Source organism: Polynucleobacter sp. AP-Titi-500A-B4 (genome assembly GCF_018688095.1).
Classification (GTDB): domain Bacteria; phylum Pseudomonadota; class Gammaproteobacteria; order Burkholderiales; family Burkholderiaceae; genus Polynucleobacter.
In genome coordinates, this window is sequence record NZ_CP061311.1 from 1,330,445 (window position 1) to 1,346,123 (window position 15,679).

The window sequence follows — 15,679 nt, forward strand, 5'->3', positions numbered from 1 at the left end:
ACCCGTAAATAAAAAGCCTAGCAATGCTAGGCTTTTTATTTACGCAACAACGATTGTTATCTTGAGATCACTGGCAAGAGTGGCACGATGAGCAATGCCACGATGTTGATGATCTTAATGAGTGGGTTTACTGCAGGACCAGCAGTGTCTTTGTAGGGATCGCCTACAGTGTCACCAGTCACAGCAGCTTTGTGTGCCTCAGAACCTTTACCGCCGAAGTTACCTTCTTCGATATATTTCTTAGCATTGTCCCAAGCGCCACCGCCCGTACACATCGAGATCGCTACGAACAAGCCCGTCACGATCGTACCCATGAGTAAGCCACCCAATGCAGCAGGTCCAAGCAAGAGACCAACAACAATTGGTGCAACTACTGGAAGCAATGATGGAACAATCATTTCTTTAATCGCTGCAGAAGTAAGCATGTCTACAGCTTTGCCGTATTCAGGCTTAGCAGTACCTTCCATGATTCCTGGGATATCTCGGAACTGACGACGCACTTCCTCTACCACCGCACCAGCACAACGACCTACTGCTTCCATCGCCATTGCGCCGAACAAGTAAGGAATCATGCCTCCGATAAACAGACCAATGATCACCATATGGTTCGACAAATCAAAAGATACTTGTTGACCGATACCCTCTAATGCATGGGTGTAGTCAGCAAAGAGCACTAATGAAGCCAAGCCAGCAGAACCAATCGCATAGCCTTTGGTCACTGCTTTAGTGGTGTTCCCTACAGCATCTAATGGATCAGTAATATCGCGCACTGCTTGTGGCAAACCTGCCATCTCAGCAATACCACCTGCATTATCAGTAATTGGACCGTATGCATCTAGGGCAACCACAATACCGGCCATTGACAACATGGAAGTAGCAGCAATCGCAATGCCATACAAACCTGCTAACCAATACGCTGCGTAAATCGCTGCGCAAACAAACAGCACTGGGTAAGCAGTGGACTTCATCGAGATGCCTAAACCAGCAATGATGTTAGTGCCGTGACCTTTGGTTGAAGCTTCAGCAATATGCTGTACTGGCTTGAACTGCGTACCAGTGTAGTACTCGGTAATCCATACCAAGGCTGCAGTTAGCAAAAGGCCAACAATCGTTGCACCAAATAAACGCCACTGACTGCCTGGAATGCCTAATGCGTCATCAGGCATGATGAAGTTCGTTACAAAGTAGAAGGCAACGAGTGACAAACCGCCAGCAATGATGAGGCCTTTGTACAAAGCAGGCATTACGTTCTTCATGCCTGGGGTTGCCTTCACAAAAGAACAGCCAATGATGGAGGCAATAATCGATACACCACCCAGCACCAATGGATAAACGATTGCTGCGACTGGAGCACCCGTCACCATGAGTGAGCCCAGCACCATTGTTGCAATCAAGGTCACTGCATACGTTTCAAATAAGTCAGCGGCCATGCCTGCGCAATCACCAACGTTATCACCTACGTTATCGGCAATCACAGCAGGATTACGTGGGTCATCTTCAGGAATCCCTGCTTCAACTTTACCAACTAAGTCAGCACCAACGTCTGCACCTTTGGTAAAGATACCCCCGCCCAAACGCGCAAAGATGGAAATCAATGAAGATCCAAATGCTAAGCCAATGAGAGGATGCAATACGGAAGAGAGGTCTTGTCCTGCGCCAATCGAGACGAGGAACATAAAGAACAAGCCAACGCCTAAGAGACCAAGGCCTACTACCAACATACCAGTAATAGCACCACCCTTAAATGCTACGTTAAGCGCTTCATTCATTCCTTTAGTAGCCGCTTCAGCAGTGCGCACGTTTGCGCGAACTGAAACATTCATACCAATGAAGCCGCAAGCACCAGAGAGGACTGCACCCACGACAAATCCAATCGCTGTCGCAAAATCCAAAAAGAGTGCCATCAGAATGGTCAGAACCACTCCCACTACAGCAATCGTTTTATATTGGCGCGATAGATAGGCTGCTGCACCCTGCTGAATCGCCTCTGCAATTTCTTGCATCTTGGCATTGCCCGTACTTTGCTTCAAAATCCAGCCGCGCATCACAAAACCGTAAATCACGGCCAGGACACCGCACGCCAAGGCAAAATACAAGCCTAAAGTGACATTGCTCATACTTGAACTCCCTAAAGTTGATCTTTATTGTTTTGTATTAACCGCGCTTAGGTAGACCCCGTTTCTGAAAGCTTTAAACTATGGTCTTTAAGCTGTATCAGTATGTAGCAGAATCACCCCTGCGCCCCCTCAATAGGATCAGGGTATTTACTAATCATTATTCGGAGTATTTATGAGTCTCGACAACGTCAAGCCAGGCAAAAAGATCCCTGAGAGCTTCAACGTCATTATTGAAATCCCAATGAACGCTGATCCAGTGAAGTACGAAGTGGATAAAGAGAGTGGCGCTATTTTCGTTGACCGTTTCATGGGCACTGCAATGCACTATCCGTGTAACTATGGCTACATCAATAAAACGATCGCCGGTGATGGCGACCCTGTTGATGTTCTCGTCATTACTCCATTCCCCCTCATTCCAGGTGTGGTAGTTGCTTGCCGCGCGATTGGCGTTTTGCAAATGGAAGATGAAGGCGGTGAAGACGCCAAGTTGTTGGCAGTTCCAGAAGACAAAATTTTGCCAATCTATACCCATTGGCAAAAACCAGAAGATATGAACCCATTGCGTTTAAATCAAATCCAACACTTTTTTGAGCACTACAAGGATCTTGAAAAAGGCAAGTGGGTCAAAGTTAAAGGCTGGGGTGGCGTTGCGGATGCTCATAAAGAAATTCTTGAGGGCATCGATCGTTACAACAAAGAGCACGCTTAATCTAGCGCTCATTAATTAATAGCAAAGGCTTTGTGATTCGGAGTGAACGCACCAAAAATTGCCTTGGCCCAAATCAACCCTCTACTGGGTGATCTGGCTGGCAACGCGCAACTGATTCACAAAGCCGCTCTAGAGGCCTTTTCCCAAGGCGCTAAGCTCGTGGTGACACCAGAGCTTTCTCTTACTGGTTATCCCCCAGAAGATTTATTGCTACGCCCTGCGTTTATCCAAGCAGCGGAGCAGCAGCTTGAGATCTTGATGAAAGAGTTGGCCCAGCATGCCGACCTTACGGTCATCGTAGGTCATCCAAAACAAACTTCTAGGGGTCTGCAAAACTATGCATCTGTTTTGCGCAACGGCAAAGTCATCGCAGGATATGCCAAACAAGAATTGCCCAATCATGAAGTCTTTGATGAGGTGCGCTACTTTGTACCTGGTAATCAACCCTGCGTATTTGAATGCGAAGGTATTCAATATGGTTTGATTCTCTGCGAAGATGCTTGGCACCCCAGTCCTGCGAAACAAGCTCACGCTGCTGGCGCAAAAATCCTACTCGTTGCAAATGCTTCCCCCTATCACCTGAAAAAAGAAGCACTGCGTATTGATGTGTTGCGTAGCCACATAGACCAAACTAAGATGCCTTTGGTGTATGTCAATGCAGTTGGTGGTCAAGATGAGTTGGTATTTGATGGCGGATCATTTGCGCTTAATAAAAGCAGTGAAGTGGTGATGTCTATGCCCCAGTTTGAAACTGGCCTAGGTATTGTGGATGTTAGCCCCACAGGTGAGCTCGAAAAAGGCTTAATCTCTCCACCCCAAAGCGTTGAGGCGCAAGCCTATCAAGCCTTGGTTTTGGGTGTTCGTGATTACGTGACCAAGAATCGCTTCCCAGGCGTGATTATTGGCCTCTCAGGTGGCGTAGATTCTGCTCTAGTACTAGCCATTGCAGTGGATGCCCTGGGCGCAGATAAAGTACGTGCCGTGATGATGGCGTCCCGTTATACGGCCGACATCTCTTGGATCGATGCCCGTGAACTAGCTAAGAATCTTGGCGTTCAATATGATGAGATTCCAATTAGTGGTCCTGTAGATGCTTTAGAACAATCTTTAGCAGAGCAATTTAAGGGCATGAAGGTCGATGCCACCGAAGAAAATATTCAAGCACGTGTGCGGGGCACGATGCTCATGGCACTCTCGAACAAGACAGGTAGATTAGTACTCACCACTGGCAATAAGAGTGAAATGGCTGTTGGCTATTGCACTCTTTATGGTGATATGGCCGGCGGCTTTGCAGTGATTAAAGATATCGCCAAAACCTTGGTCTACCGCCTGTGTGCTTATCGCAATAGCATTGCTCCAATCATTCCAGAACGAATCCTGACACGCGCCCCTTCCGCTGAATTGCGCCCCGATCAAAAAGACCAGGACAGCCTACCCTCTTATGAAGTCTTAGACGGCATCGTTGAGCGCTATATGGAACAAAACCAATCAATCCAAGAAATCATTGCCGCGGGCTTTGACGCTGAGAGCGTTGAAAAAGTGACCCGCTTGATCAAATTAAACGAGTACAAGCGTCGCCAAGCCCCTCCAGGAGTACGCGTCACCACCCGCGCATTTGGCCGCGACTGGCGCTATCCGATTACCTCTCAATTTAGAGCTTAGACGGTCAGAGAAGGCCAAATTTGGCACTTCCTTCCAGTTCTAGGTATGATTACTGCAATAGGGAGAAATACATGAAACTCATTACATCCATCATTAAACCGTTCAAACTCGATGAAGTTCGTGAAGCCTTGGCTGAAGTGGGCGTTACCGGCTTAACCGTGACCGAAGTCAAAGGCTTTGGCCGTCAAAAAGGTCATACCGAACTCTATCGTGGCGCTGAATACGTAGTCGACTTTTTGCCTAAGGTAAAAGTAGAGGCTGTTGTTCCTACTGATCGTGTTGAGGTTGCACTCGAGGCTATTACCAAAGCTGCACGTACCGGCAAAATTGGTGACGGGAAAATTTTCGTTACTGCAGTTGAGCAGGTTATTCGCATTCGCACTGGCGAAACAAACGAATCAGCAGTTTAATCAAACCGCCTTTTAAAAACTCAGGGATTAACGTAACTGAGAATCTGTTGGAGCGGCAGGCTGAACGATTTCAACCGGCTCCAAAATAATCGTCTTAGCAGTGGTATTAGATAGGCGAACTTTTACGCCTTGGTAATACATATCCACTTGAGCCTGCCCAGAGGTTAAGACCTTTAGAGGCGGCTTTCCGAAAACACTTGCTCCCACTCCAGGCTCCAAGGTTTTGTTTTGAGTCTTGCCGCTAGCATCAACTACACAAACCGTTTGCGCAGTCTTCGATTGCAAATACACCATATCACCAGCTTTTTTAGGCGCATCCGTTTTGTAACTCGCTGCTGAAGCATCAGCCGCAGGACATTCCGCAGAAACTGCTGGAGCAGCTACCGAAGCAGGCGGGGCAACGGCAAAGGCGGCTGCACCCGGCTTTTCCTCTGGCTTAATCTCGACCGGCGGCTCTGCTGGTGGATTTACTGGAGCAGACTCTTCAATAATGACGACCTCCTCCTTCACCGGCTCCGGAAAAAATAAGGGGCGCAGATTTACAGCGGAAAACACTAATGCCACAGCAATACCCAAAAGAATCAATAATTTTTTCTGAGGATTTTTTTGATTACTAGATGGTGCTGATGAAATAACACTAGTTTCTTTTACTTTTGCAGCAGCCTTAATCTCACTAGACTTCACTGGTGCCGTATTTTTTTCTACTGGCAGAGTATTTTTCGCGTCAGCAGATTTTGTCTCCGCCACTACCGCTTCGGTATCTATTTTTTTCGCTGGTGGTGCGGCACCAAAATCAAAAGCATCTTCTTCTTTCAGCTTTAACAGTGCTGCAACTTTTTTTGCTGCGGTGACTTTAATTTGTGGGCCATAGAAAGAACTGGATTCACCATTTTCGATTTGTTCAATTTGGCGAACAGATAGACAAGCCATTCCAGATAAATCTTTCGTGCTTAAACCAAGACTCTCCCGAGCTTTTAAAAAAGCTTCTTTTCGAATCTCTGGAAGTTTTGCTTGATTGCCCACTGAGGATCTATCTCACTATTTGTTATTTTGATAACTCTAATCTGTTGATAACTTTAATACTTTATTGAATATTAGTACTTATGTACCATTAGGGTAATTAGCTTTTGGGCTAGTGACTCAAGGGATGATTCTCTAAGTCTGACTCAAGGTATTTCTTTACCAAGTTCTGTACTGAATCCACGTGCATCTTATCCATCACCCGAGCCTTATGGACCTTAATGGTGGCATCGGTAGTGCCCAACTTCACCGCTATGTCCTTATTTAGTAGCCCTTGTACCAACAATGCACAGACTTCACGCTCTCTGGGAGTCAGACTCTCATAATCTCGTTTGGTTTCTACATCAATAGAAACGCGCTTTAATTGTCTTCTATCAAAATCAATTGCATCAGCAACTGCCTTTAACAACTCTTCCAAATTGAATGGTTTGAACAGAAAGTCGAGCGCACCCTTTTTTAAGCCTTGAACAATTTGATGTGGATGGCTTTGACCACTCACAAACACGATGGGGGTTTTGCGGCCATATTTGAGGAGCTGCTCTTGCAAATCTAGTCCTGTCATATCGGGCATTTGCATATCTAAGAGGATCACGGCTGGAGAGACAGGTACGGACTTTTCCATAAATACCTTGGCTGACGCATAGTCATCTACCAGGTAGCCCAGCTCACGCAGCATTCTAGATAACGAGACTCGCATAGATTCGTCATCATCAATCAGGTAGATATGTCCAGCTTTAGTCATTGAATTTAAAGGAAAAAGGGGTTGATAAGAAAATGTACTACAGCCTAATCTACTAAGCTATTAGCTATCAAGCTAATATTTAGCGCCTAAATTGATGATTTGTATAGTTTTTTTGTATTGCAGCGCAGCATATTATGAGGTCAAGCCTACCTTTTTAAGCTAGGCACCTCCGAACCGATCTCACGGCACAATAGAGCCTTTCGCAATGAACCTTTTCTGGAGTAATAAGCATGAAACGCCTTAACGAACGCTCACGCATGGTCACCGAGGGAGTCGCTCGCGCACCTAATCGCTCGATGTATTACGCCATGGGTTATCAAGAAAAGGATTTTTCTAAGCCAATGGTTGGCGTTGCAAATGGCCATTCCACTATCACCCCTTGTAATAGTGGCTTACAAAAATTAACAGATGCTGTCGTGATTGCCCTGGAAGAAGCTGGCGCAAAAGCACAAACCTTTGGCACACCAACTGTCTCTGATGGTATTGGCATGGGTACTGAAGGTATGAAGTACTCTCTTGTCTCTCGCGAAGTCATCGCCGACAGTATTGAGACTTGTGTCAACGGTTTATGGCAAGACGGCGTCGTTGTGATTGGTGGTTGCGATAAAAATATGCCAGGCGGCATGATGGCAATTGCTCGTACTAACGTTCCAGCAATTTATGTTTATGGCGGCACGATTAAGCCGGGTCATTACAAAGGTAAAGATCTCAATATCGTCTCTGCATTTGAAGCTGTTGGTGAATTTACATCCGGCCGCATGAATGAAGAAGATCTCAAAGGAGTAGAGCAGAACGCCTGTCCAGGTAGCGGCTCATGCGGTGGTATGTATACAGCCAATACCATGAGTTCCTCCTTTGAGGCCCTGGGTATGAGCCTGCCCTACTCTTCTACGATGGCCAACGAAGATGGCGAAAAAGTGGCTAGCGCTGCAGAATCTGCCCGTGTTTTAGTAGAAGCCATTAAGAACAATTTACGCCCACGCGACATCATCACTAAGAAATCGATTGAGAACGCAGTGAGTGTCATTATGGCAGTTGGCGGCTCTACTAACGCGGTATTGCATTTCTTAGCGATTACTAGTGCTGCGGAAATCGACTGGACGATTGATGACTTTGAGCGCATTCGTAAGCGTGTTCCAGTCATTGTTGACATGAAACCATCGGGCACGTATTTAGCAACCGACCTACATCAAGCTGGCGGTATTCCGCAAGTGATGAAGATTTTGCTCGATGGCGGATTGCTTCATGGTGATTGCATGACGATCACTGGCAAAACCATTGCTGAAGTATTGAAGGATGTTCCCTCTGTACCACGCGCTGATCAAAAAGTGATTCGCACTTTAGACAATCCTTTGTACAAGCAAGGTCACTTAGCGATTCTGAAAGGCAATATCTCTCCAGAAGGTTGCGTCGCCAAGATTACAGGCCTCAAGAACCCATCGATTACTGGTCCTGCTCGTGTCTTTGATTCTGAGGACGATGCGATGGCGGCGATCATGGCGCAAAAGATCAAAGATGGTGACATCGTGATCATTCGCTACGAAGGTCCTAAAGGTGGTCCTGGTATGCGTGAAATGCTCTCCCCAACCTCTGCATTAGTTGGTCAGGGCTTAGGTGAGTCTGTGGGCCTGATTACTGATGGTCGTTTCTCTGGTGGCACTTGGGGCATGGTCGTTGGTCACGTTGCTCCTGAGGCTTATGTTGGCGGCACGATTGCCCTGATCAATGAAGGTGACTCAGTGACTATCGATGCACATAAGTTACTCATTCAACTCAATGTAAGTGATGAAGAAATTGCTAAGCGCCGTGCAGCCTGGAAGCAACCTAAGCCTCGCTATACCCGCGGTCTCTTGGCAAAGTATGCAAGTCTTGCAAGCAGTGCCAGCAAGGGAGCAGTGACCGATTTAGATCTAGATCTCACCTAAATAGATGAGCGGCAAAACAAAAGCCCCTGATTGTGTTCAGGGGCTTTTTATTTATAACGCTTAGATTGCTTAGTGCTTCATGGCTCCGCCATGTCCAGCACCCATTGCATTCACAGGCATCTTCACATCAACCTCGCCTGCCTTTGCAAACTTCAGCTTGACTGGGACAGTTTCACCAGCAGCCAAAGGAGTCTTGATATTCATAAACATTAAATGCAAACCGCCTGGTTTGAGCTCAACCGCACCATTAGCAGGCACAGCAATATCTTTTACCTGACGCATCTTCATTACATTGCCATCCATGGCCATTTCATGCAACTGCACTTCGCCAGCTACTGGAGAGCTTGCAGATACCAACTGATCAGTAGCGCCTTTGTTTTCAATTTTAAGGAAGCCGCCAGCTACTTGCTGCCCTGGAGCGGTAGCGCGTGTGTAGGCATTTTCAATTTTGATTGGACCAACTGTAGCATTTTGCGCCATCAGAGACCCACAAATACCTAGGCCAAGAATGCCCAACGCTAATGCTTTGAATAATGTCTTCTTCATTTGATTCTCCTTAATTAATCTGGCTGGGTTAGTTATGCCCCGCTTAAATACCATTGCTTTAACTTCTTGAAATCCATGCTTCCCACTTTTCGAGTGACTTTGCCGTTCTTATCAACTAACAAAGTCATTGGGGTCTCGCCGCGCCATTGCGGATCAATCTCATGACGCAGAGCATCATCAAACGGTGATGTCAGGGTGTAACTATTTGCGGGCTTGACATTGGCAGCCGAGAGCATCTTGATGGCGCTTTCTGGTGAAACATCATCTACTTGAATAAAAATTATCTTGGCGTTTTTATTTTGAGTCAGGAACTGACCCCACTGCGGCATTTCTTTTGCGCAAGGAGCGCAAGTAACACCCCAAAAGTGAATAGCTATGGCCTGCCCTGCATAAGGTTTGGTTAAGGCCTTCCAATCACCTTTTTGATAGGGCTTTATTGTGGGGCTTTGTGCACATACAGACTGCATTAGCGCGAAGAATATTGCCAGGAGGATCAGTATTTTTTTCATCATTTTGAGTTTAATGGAAGCAATTGATAGCCATCATCTCGAGTGAGCCAAGAAAGGTACGCTTCTTTCCCTTGGCTTACCAACAAAGGATGGTCACTGTAGCCAGTCGTACTTGTAATCGCCCTTGGGTTAGACCAGTTTTTGCCATCATCATGAGATTGCTTAAGGTAGATAGAGGTTTTGATGCCATCAAATTCTTTCCATACCAACCAAATCGATTGATCGATAGCCAATAAATAAGGTCTAGAAACATTGGCATTTTCTGCGCCTATCCTTTGTGGTCTGGAATAGGTCTCACCTTGATTGCTAGAGCTCGCATAGAAAACACCCGTGCGAGCACTACCCTGAGTAAACCAAGCTACATGCATTTTTCCAGTACTTGAGATGGCAATACTTGGGCCATGATGTGGGCATGCATCAGTTTTCCATTCATCACGAGAAACGCGTTGTACTTTGCCCGCAGTGGATGGCGTAATGATTTGAGTAGCATGATCCCGAATGCCTCCAGGGAAGATTGCTCGATAGATGATGCCAACCCCACCTTGTGGATCTATGCTGGCGCCAATACGGCAACACTCACAACTGGATTCATTGGCAATCTTTTCTGGTGCAAAGGAATTTCCAGCATCACTCGAGAAAGAATAGGCTATTGATCCACCCAAACGCTGTTGCCCTGCTTTCTTAGCATCCGCTACTAAGCGCTTATCGACCCATGCAATCAAGATAGAGTGATCTGGCCGAATCACTACCGATGGAAAACGCTGGCTAGACCCATCATTAACCAGTGATTGGGGTGCAGTAAATGTTTTTCCACCATCAGAAGATCTTGCGATATTGACCTGGGCATTCCAATTGGAATCCTTGAAAAAGGCATAGGCTAAAAAAACATTGTTGCGAGCATCCGCAACAATTTGGGGGCGCGCATCAGATCCAGCATCAAGTGACTTGCCATGCTCAGCAATCTTGACTGGAATAGAGAATGTCCTGCCCTTATCCGATGACTGCGCTACAGCTACCATCCCATTGGCGGTCCATGCCAATAGTAGTCTGCCATCGTCCATCAGAAACGGGGTTGCGGCATTGGCACACTCCAAGCCTGACCCAATACAAGCAGACTTTGCTGGGGATATACCCATCACCTGAGAGGAATGAGACATCTGCGCCACTGCATGATTGAGCGCAGCAAATCCTAAAACACTGATCAAGAGTGCTTTAAAGGCAAGGAGTTGGCGTCTTTTAAACATTAGAAGATGATACGCGCGCCAACGGTGATTGATTGCGGAGGCGCTGCTATATAGTTCGAGGCACTTGAATTTCCGAAAGTCACATAGTTTCGATTAAATAAATTGGTAATAGCAAGATAAGTAGAAGCTTGCGGGGTAATTTGGTAATTGGCCTTTAATCCAACGACTGCAGATGGAGGTACAGGGGGATCGCTATGATTTGTTTTAACCCACGTTAAACCTGCGTATCTAACTGTAGCAGTGAGACTTGCTTTTTCAACAGGATACCAAGTAAGCCCAGCACTTCCAAGATTTAACGGAACGCCGCCAACCTGTCGGTTTGCTGGGTCAGCAGTTCCACTCCAAGTAAGACGAGTCTGGGTATATGCGTAATTAAGATCTGTCGCCCACCGTGAACTAATATCGTAATGGAACTGCGTCTCAATACCTTGGCTTTGCAAGTTCTGGTTATTTGTATAGTAATTGACACCGCTGCCTTGACATACGCCCACATTACCCGCATAAGTAGCGCTCGAATTAGAACACAAGGTCTTCGCAAGCGCATTGTCTGCAGAATTGTTGGCTAATGTATAAGAAGCAACTGCATTTCTAATAAAATTATTAAAGCCAGTTAACTGAAAAAAACCGCTGCGCCAACGATAGTCAGTCCCCACCTCATAACCCGTCATTGTTTCCGGCGTTAAGTTAGGATTTGCAAAATAGGATCCACCGGAACTCGAAGAGTATGAACGCAATAAATTATTCATGCCAGGTGCATGGAAGGCTTGATAGGCTGCAGATCGCAGATCCCAGTCCTTATTGAGGTTATACAGAATGCCAAGGGTTGGATTTAATTGCGTTTTTTGAATGTTTGGCACTGGAGTGGCAGTAGTAACACCTGTTGAAGTGAGGGTCACAGTATTTGTAGGAACCTGACTTGTGTACTGATCCAACCTTGCAGCTAAGGTGACCTCAAGAGGGATTGACGTTGACTTACTTTTAATTTGACCCAACAGACCATAGAAGTTTTGGGTGGCTTGAGCATAAACAGTATTAAAAGTAGTTTGATTAGAGTTGTAGTTCTTCCCGTCGTTGGAGGCGCCAATGGTCCGAGCGTCGGCTCCAAACATTACTTGATCTACTATCCCAGTTAAATTCTTTGTATATAGGGCTGATCCAGCAAAAGTAGTGTAATTGTCCTGTGAAACTGCTGTAATTTTCCCGTTAGGTGAAGCAGACCCTGCATTGGGTTTATTAAATCCGCTAGTCTCCCCATAAACAGTTACCGCCACCTTTTCTGAATCTGACAATCTAGTTGTAGTTCCGGTTGCAAAATCTGCCTTTTGTACTAAATTTTTAGCAACTGAGTAATTGGTGCTTAGGTCCTCCATCGTGTAATACCCAGTTCTGAAAAAGCCTGTTGTATCTTGAGACACTTTAAAGTTGCCCTGTAGGCGAACGTTTGAATTCATTGCTTTACTATCGCTCATACCAGTTGCCCAGTTCGACGGCTTCCCAGGGTATATGGTTGCATAGCTTTTATAGCCCTCTGTACTGAAATAGTCCGCAGAAAATCTAAGTTGCATATCCTCAGAGGCAATAATATCTTTCGAGGCAGCAATATTTCCAGTCCCAAAAGAACCATAACTAGCCGATACATCTTGCTGACTATTTTTTGGTGTTTTAGTGAGTATGTTGATAACCCCACCCATGCCATAGTTTCCCCAAAGGCTAGAAACTCCACCTCTCACAAACTCCACGCTTTCTATAGAAGACATGGGAACCTTATTCCACTCGACGGTTCCATAGAATGCATCATTTGCAGGAGCCCCATCAATCAATACCAATGTTCTTGCGTTTCCAAGACCGCGAACGTTGATAGACTGACCGGTTGGATCCTTATAGTAATAAGGTTGATCACTAATAATTACGCCAGGCACATTCTTTAATATCTGGTCAATTGTTTGGTCAGGCGCAACCTCCAAAACCTCTTTAGTCAATATTGTGGTGTTAAGAGGAATTTCATCTAACGGCGTACCAGAACGAGTTGCATTAACAATCACATTGCTAAGCTTCTGATCATAATCCGGCGGGGGCGCAATCTGCGCCTGCGCATTGATGAATACCGACCCAAATAGCATGCCAATGCATACGCTAATTTTCTTTTTTTTCAACAACATTTACTTCTCCACACAACATGGCGGCAACTGGGTTGCCAACTACATAGCTAGGCTATGCCCTAAAGATGTTTAGGCTTTTGCTGGCGGAGCTGCTGAGGGAGGTGTTACCCAAACAGCGAGTGGTTTGGGTGATTGATAGAACAGTGCTGGCAGCAAAGCTAGCGTTTGCGGTGCCTGGAATGTAAGGTTGGTATTGAATGCTGGAGTAATCGTATTTTGAGCAACGCAATACGGGCAAGGCTGCGCTTGATCGGCGACCTCTTGGTCTTCAGTCTGCACCTTGATTTCTGCCTTAGTGCCATCAGCAGAACAAATCTCCATCGCAAAACCTTGTCCGTGTTTTGCAAGCGATACCGCTTGTGACACTGCTGGCGCAAGTGCACTCATCGCAATGGCTGCAGCTGCAATCCAGTGAATGAGGCGGTTTTTGTGGAAATTCATGGTGTATGAATTTTATCGGAGTTTTCACTTTTCCATGAAAAAAGGGGCTGACGCCCCTTTTTCCTTTGAAATCGCTATTTCTAGCGAGTTTCTTATGCTGCTGCAGCTTTTTTCTTGCCAATCACCTTGCCAATCAATGGCCAGAAGAGCAGTACTAATGCCAGAGAAGTAATGCCGCCTACCAATGGGTTAGAGAAGAAAATATCTAAGCTGCCTTGAGAGAACAGCATGGATTGACGGAAAGAATCTTCTGCACGGTCGCCCAAGACCAAGGCTAAGACCATTGGCGCCATTGGGTAATCGAGCTTTTTGAAAACATAACCGAGAACACCGAAGCCCAACATCAACCAAACGTCAAACATGGCGTTGTGAACGGTATATGCACCCACCGCACAAATCACAATAATGACTGGCGCAATGATTGAGAATGGGATTCTCAAGATGGAGGCGAACAATGGCACGCAAGTTAATACAACAAACAAGCCGGCCAAGTTACCCAAATACATACTTGCGATCAAGCCCCAAACAAAGTCTGGCTTCTCTACGAAAAGCAAAGGGCCAGGTTGTAAACCCCAGATCAACAAGCCACCGAGCAATACCGCTGCTGTTGGTGAGCCTGGAATACCGAGAGATAGCATTGGCAAAAGCGCTGCAGTACCAGCAGCATGAGCTGCTGTTTCTGGAGCAACGATGCCCTCCATTTTTCCAGTACCAAACTTATCGCCCTCTTTGGATACGCGCTTAGCAACACCGTACGCCATAAAGGATGCAGGAGTTGCGCCACCAGGAGTAATACCCATCCAGCAACCAATCAAGCAGCTACGTAATGAAGTAGCCCAGTATTTTGGCAATTGCTTCCATGTTTCCAAGACAACCTTACCGCGAATCTTCGCAGCCGCACCTTGGAATGCCAAACCTTCTTCCATTGAGAGAAGGATCTCGCCAATACCAAACAGACCAATCACCGCGATTAAGAAGTCAAAACCGCGCATCAATTCTGGATGACCGAATGTCAAACGCAATTGACCGGTAACAGTATCCATACCAACAGTAGCTAAGGCGAAGCCCAACATCATGGCGGAGATCGTTTTAAACGGCGACCCCTTGTTCATCCCCACAAAACTACAGAAGGTGAGCAAGTACACCGAGAAGAATTCCGGTGGACCGAATTGGAGTGCAAACTTAGCCACCAATGGTGCCAAGAAGGTAATCATCACAATCGCAAAGAACGCACCTACAAATGAAGATGTGAAGGCTGCAGTCAATGCCTCTCCTGCTTTACCATTACGTGCCATTGGATAACCGTCAAAGGTTGTCGCAACTGACCATGGCTCACCAGGAATATTAAAGAGCACCGATGTAATCGCTCCGCCAAACAACGCACCCCAGTAAATACAGGAGAGCATGATGATTGCTGAGGTTGGTGGCATTGTGAAGGTCAACGGCAACAGAATCGCAATACCGTTTGCACCGCCTAAACCTGGCAACACACCGATGATCACACCGAGCGTTACACCAACCAACATTAACAGTAAGTTAAAGGGTGTCATTGCAACGGCAAAGCCGTTGAATAGAGCGCTAATTTCTTCCAACTTGAACTCCTTTTTCTCTTATCTTTTTTATTTATATTTTTTAGTTCACACCAACAAACTCGAGGGGGTTGAACCAGGAGCCGTGAGGCAATGGAACTTGGAACCAGAACTCGAACATGAGGTACAGAGCTACGCTCACCCCTACAGATACGACAACCGCTTTCCAGATTGGGTATTTCCCAAGCCAAACCATAAAAATAGCAATGTAAAGGGCAGAGGAAACATAAATACCGATTAATTGAACGCCCAGAACAAAAACGATCGCTGGCAACAATACTGCCATCACCTGTTTAAAAGGCTCTCTCTCAACGAAAGTTTCTGTTTCCTTATTCTTGTTCACGATGACAGCTTGATACAAAGTCACTGTGCTCGAAAGCATGATGATCAAACTGATGTAGAAAGGGAAATATCCCGCTTCAGGACCATCAGCACCCCAACTAGCGCCCAACTTCAGGCTGCCAATCATGACTGTAAGACCTATGGCAAGGAACGCGAGCGAAGTAATGATGTCCATCGCTCTTACGCTAATTACTGAATCTTGATTTGAATTATTTGTATGTTCAGACATTTTTTATTTTTACTAAGGTTGATTTAAAGCGCTTA

The 15,679-nt window shown here is 46.0% G+C and carries 14 protein-coding genes; 4 read left to right on the top strand and 10 right to left on the bottom strand.

The window, feature by feature from the left end; translation table 11 throughout:
* Positions 1-56: 56 nt before the first annotated feature.
* Positions 57-2,117, bottom strand: a complete 2,061-nt coding sequence (locus tag FD968_RS06720; protein WP_215364894.1) for a sodium-translocating pyrophosphatase — start codon at positions 2,115-2,117, stop codon at positions 57-59.
* A gap of 172 nt (positions 2,118-2,289) precedes the next feature.
* Between FD968_RS06720 and ppa the strand changes: the two genes are divergently transcribed.
* The 3 genes from ppa (at position 2,290) to FD968_RS06735 (ending at position 4,898) form a co-directional block, all read left to right on the top strand.
* Entirely contained in the window at positions 2,290-2,826 is a 537-nt protein-coding gene (ppa, locus tag FD968_RS06725; protein WP_068948849.1) for an inorganic diphosphatase, read from the top strand.
* Between the two features lie 42 nt (positions 2,827-2,868).
* On the top strand, positions 2,869-4,488 hold the full coding sequence (locus FD968_RS06730; RefSeq protein WP_215364896.1) for an NAD+ synthase: 1,620 nt from the start codon (positions 2,869-2,871) through the stop codon (positions 4,486-4,488).
* 71 nt (positions 4,489-4,559) lie between these two features.
* Positions 4,560-4,898, top strand: coding sequence for a P-II family nitrogen regulator (locus FD968_RS06735; RefSeq protein ID WP_215364898.1), 339 nt, complete (start codon positions 4,560-4,562; stop codon positions 4,896-4,898).
* A 27-nt stretch (positions 4,899-4,925) separates the two neighbouring features.
* On the opposite strand, the gene FD968_RS06740 is transcribed toward FD968_RS06735, so the two are convergent.
* Together FD968_RS06740 and FD968_RS06745 are read right to left on the bottom strand one after the other, a co-directional pair.
* Positions 4,926-5,921 (bottom strand): RodZ family helix-turn-helix domain-containing protein, encoded by a 996-nt coding sequence (locus FD968_RS06740; protein WP_215364901.1) that lies wholly within the window; start codon positions 5,919-5,921, stop codon positions 4,926-4,928.
* 109 nt (positions 5,922-6,030) lie between these two features.
* Positions 6,031-6,660, bottom strand: coding sequence for a response regulator transcription factor (locus tag FD968_RS06745; RefSeq protein WP_215364903.1), 630 nt, complete (start codon positions 6,658-6,660; stop codon positions 6,031-6,033).
* A 230-nt stretch (positions 6,661-6,890) separates the two neighbouring features.
* Here FD968_RS06745 and ilvD point away from each other — a divergent pair, with 230 nt between their 5' ends.
* On the top strand, positions 6,891-8,585 hold the full coding sequence (ilvD, locus tag FD968_RS06750) for a dihydroxy-acid dehydratase (RefSeq protein ID WP_215364906.1): 1,695 nt from the start codon (positions 6,891-6,893) through the stop codon (positions 8,583-8,585).
* A 69-nt stretch (positions 8,586-8,654) separates the two neighbouring features.
* On the opposite strand, the gene FD968_RS06755 is transcribed toward ilvD, so the two are convergent.
* From FD968_RS06755 to FD968_RS06785, 7 genes are all read right to left on the bottom strand, one after another.
* Positions 8,655-9,131, bottom strand: coding sequence for a copper chaperone PCu(A)C (locus FD968_RS06755; protein ID WP_215364909.1), 477 nt, complete (start codon positions 9,129-9,131; stop codon positions 8,655-8,657).
* 32 nt (positions 9,132-9,163) lie between these two features.
* Positions 9,164-9,643, bottom strand: coding sequence for a TlpA disulfide reductase family protein (locus tag FD968_RS06760; RefSeq protein WP_215364911.1), 480 nt, complete (start codon positions 9,641-9,643; stop codon positions 9,164-9,166).
* Positions 9,640-10,884, bottom strand: coding sequence for a sialidase family protein (locus FD968_RS06765; RefSeq protein ID WP_215364914.1), 1,245 nt, complete (start codon positions 10,882-10,884; stop codon positions 9,640-9,642). Before FD968_RS06765 ends, FD968_RS06760 begins: the two co-directional genes overlap by 4 nt.
* Positions 10,884-13,043, bottom strand: coding sequence for a TonB-dependent receptor (locus FD968_RS06770; protein WP_215364917.1), 2,160 nt, complete (start codon positions 13,041-13,043; stop codon positions 10,884-10,886). Before FD968_RS06770 ends, FD968_RS06765 begins: the two co-directional genes overlap by 1 nt.
* Positions 13,044-13,112: 69 nt before the next feature.
* Positions 13,113-13,484, bottom strand: coding sequence for a DUF2946 family protein (locus FD968_RS06775; protein WP_215364921.1), 372 nt, complete (start codon positions 13,482-13,484; stop codon positions 13,113-13,115).
* A gap of 92 nt (positions 13,485-13,576) precedes the next feature.
* A complete protein-coding gene (locus tag FD968_RS06780) occupies positions 13,577-15,076 on the bottom strand; it encodes a tripartite tricarboxylate transporter permease (protein WP_215364926.1) in 1,500 nt (499 codons plus the stop codon).
* A 40-nt stretch (positions 15,077-15,116) separates the two neighbouring features.
* Positions 15,117-15,644, bottom strand: a complete 528-nt coding sequence (locus FD968_RS06785) for a tripartite tricarboxylate transporter TctB family protein (RefSeq protein WP_215364930.1) — start codon at positions 15,642-15,644, stop codon at positions 15,117-15,119.
* Positions 15,645-15,679 lie beyond the last annotated feature (35 nt).

What these genes read in the sequence shown, in the direction of transcription:
- FD968_RS06745 (WP_215364903.1), bottom strand. Translation starts at nt 6,660, where the DNA reads ATGACTAAAGCTGGACATATCTACCTGATTGATGATGACGAATCTATG.
- FD968_RS06735 (WP_215364898.1), top strand. Translation starts at nt 4,560, where the DNA reads ATGAAACTCATTACATCCATCATTAAACCGTTCAAACTCGATGAAGTT.
- FD968_RS06755 (WP_215364909.1), bottom strand. Translation starts at nt 9,131, where the DNA reads ATGAAGAAGACATTATTCAAAGCATTAGCGTTGGGCATTCTTGGCCTA.
- FD968_RS06770 (WP_215364917.1), bottom strand. Translation starts at nt 13,043, where the DNA reads ATGTTGTTGAAAAAAAAGAAAATTAGCGTATGCATTGGCATGCTATTT.
- FD968_RS06785 (WP_215364930.1), bottom strand. Translation starts at nt 15,644, where the DNA reads ATGTCTGAACATACAAATAATTCAAATCAAGATTCAGTAATTAGCGTA.
- FD968_RS06760 (WP_215364911.1), bottom strand. Translation starts at nt 9,643, where the DNA reads ATGATGAAAAAAATACTGATCCTCCTGGCAATATTCTTCGCGCTAATG.
- ilvD (WP_215364906.1), top strand. Translation starts at nt 6,891, where the DNA reads ATGAAACGCCTTAACGAACGCTCACGCATGGTCACCGAGGGAGTCGCT.
- FD968_RS06765 (WP_215364914.1), bottom strand. Translation starts at nt 10,884, where the DNA reads ATGTTTAAAAGACGCCAACTCCTTGCCTTTAAAGCACTCTTGATCAGT.
- ppa (WP_068948849.1), top strand. Translation starts at nt 2,290, where the DNA reads ATGAGTCTCGACAACGTCAAGCCAGGCAAAAAGATCCCTGAGAGCTTC.
- FD968_RS06720 (WP_215364894.1), bottom strand. Translation starts at nt 2,117, where the DNA reads ATGAGCAATGTCACTTTAGGCTTGTATTTTGCCTTGGCGTGCGGTGTC.
- FD968_RS06775 (WP_215364921.1), bottom strand. Translation starts at nt 13,484, where the DNA reads ATGAATTTCCACAAAAACCGCCTCATTCACTGGATTGCAGCTGCAGCC.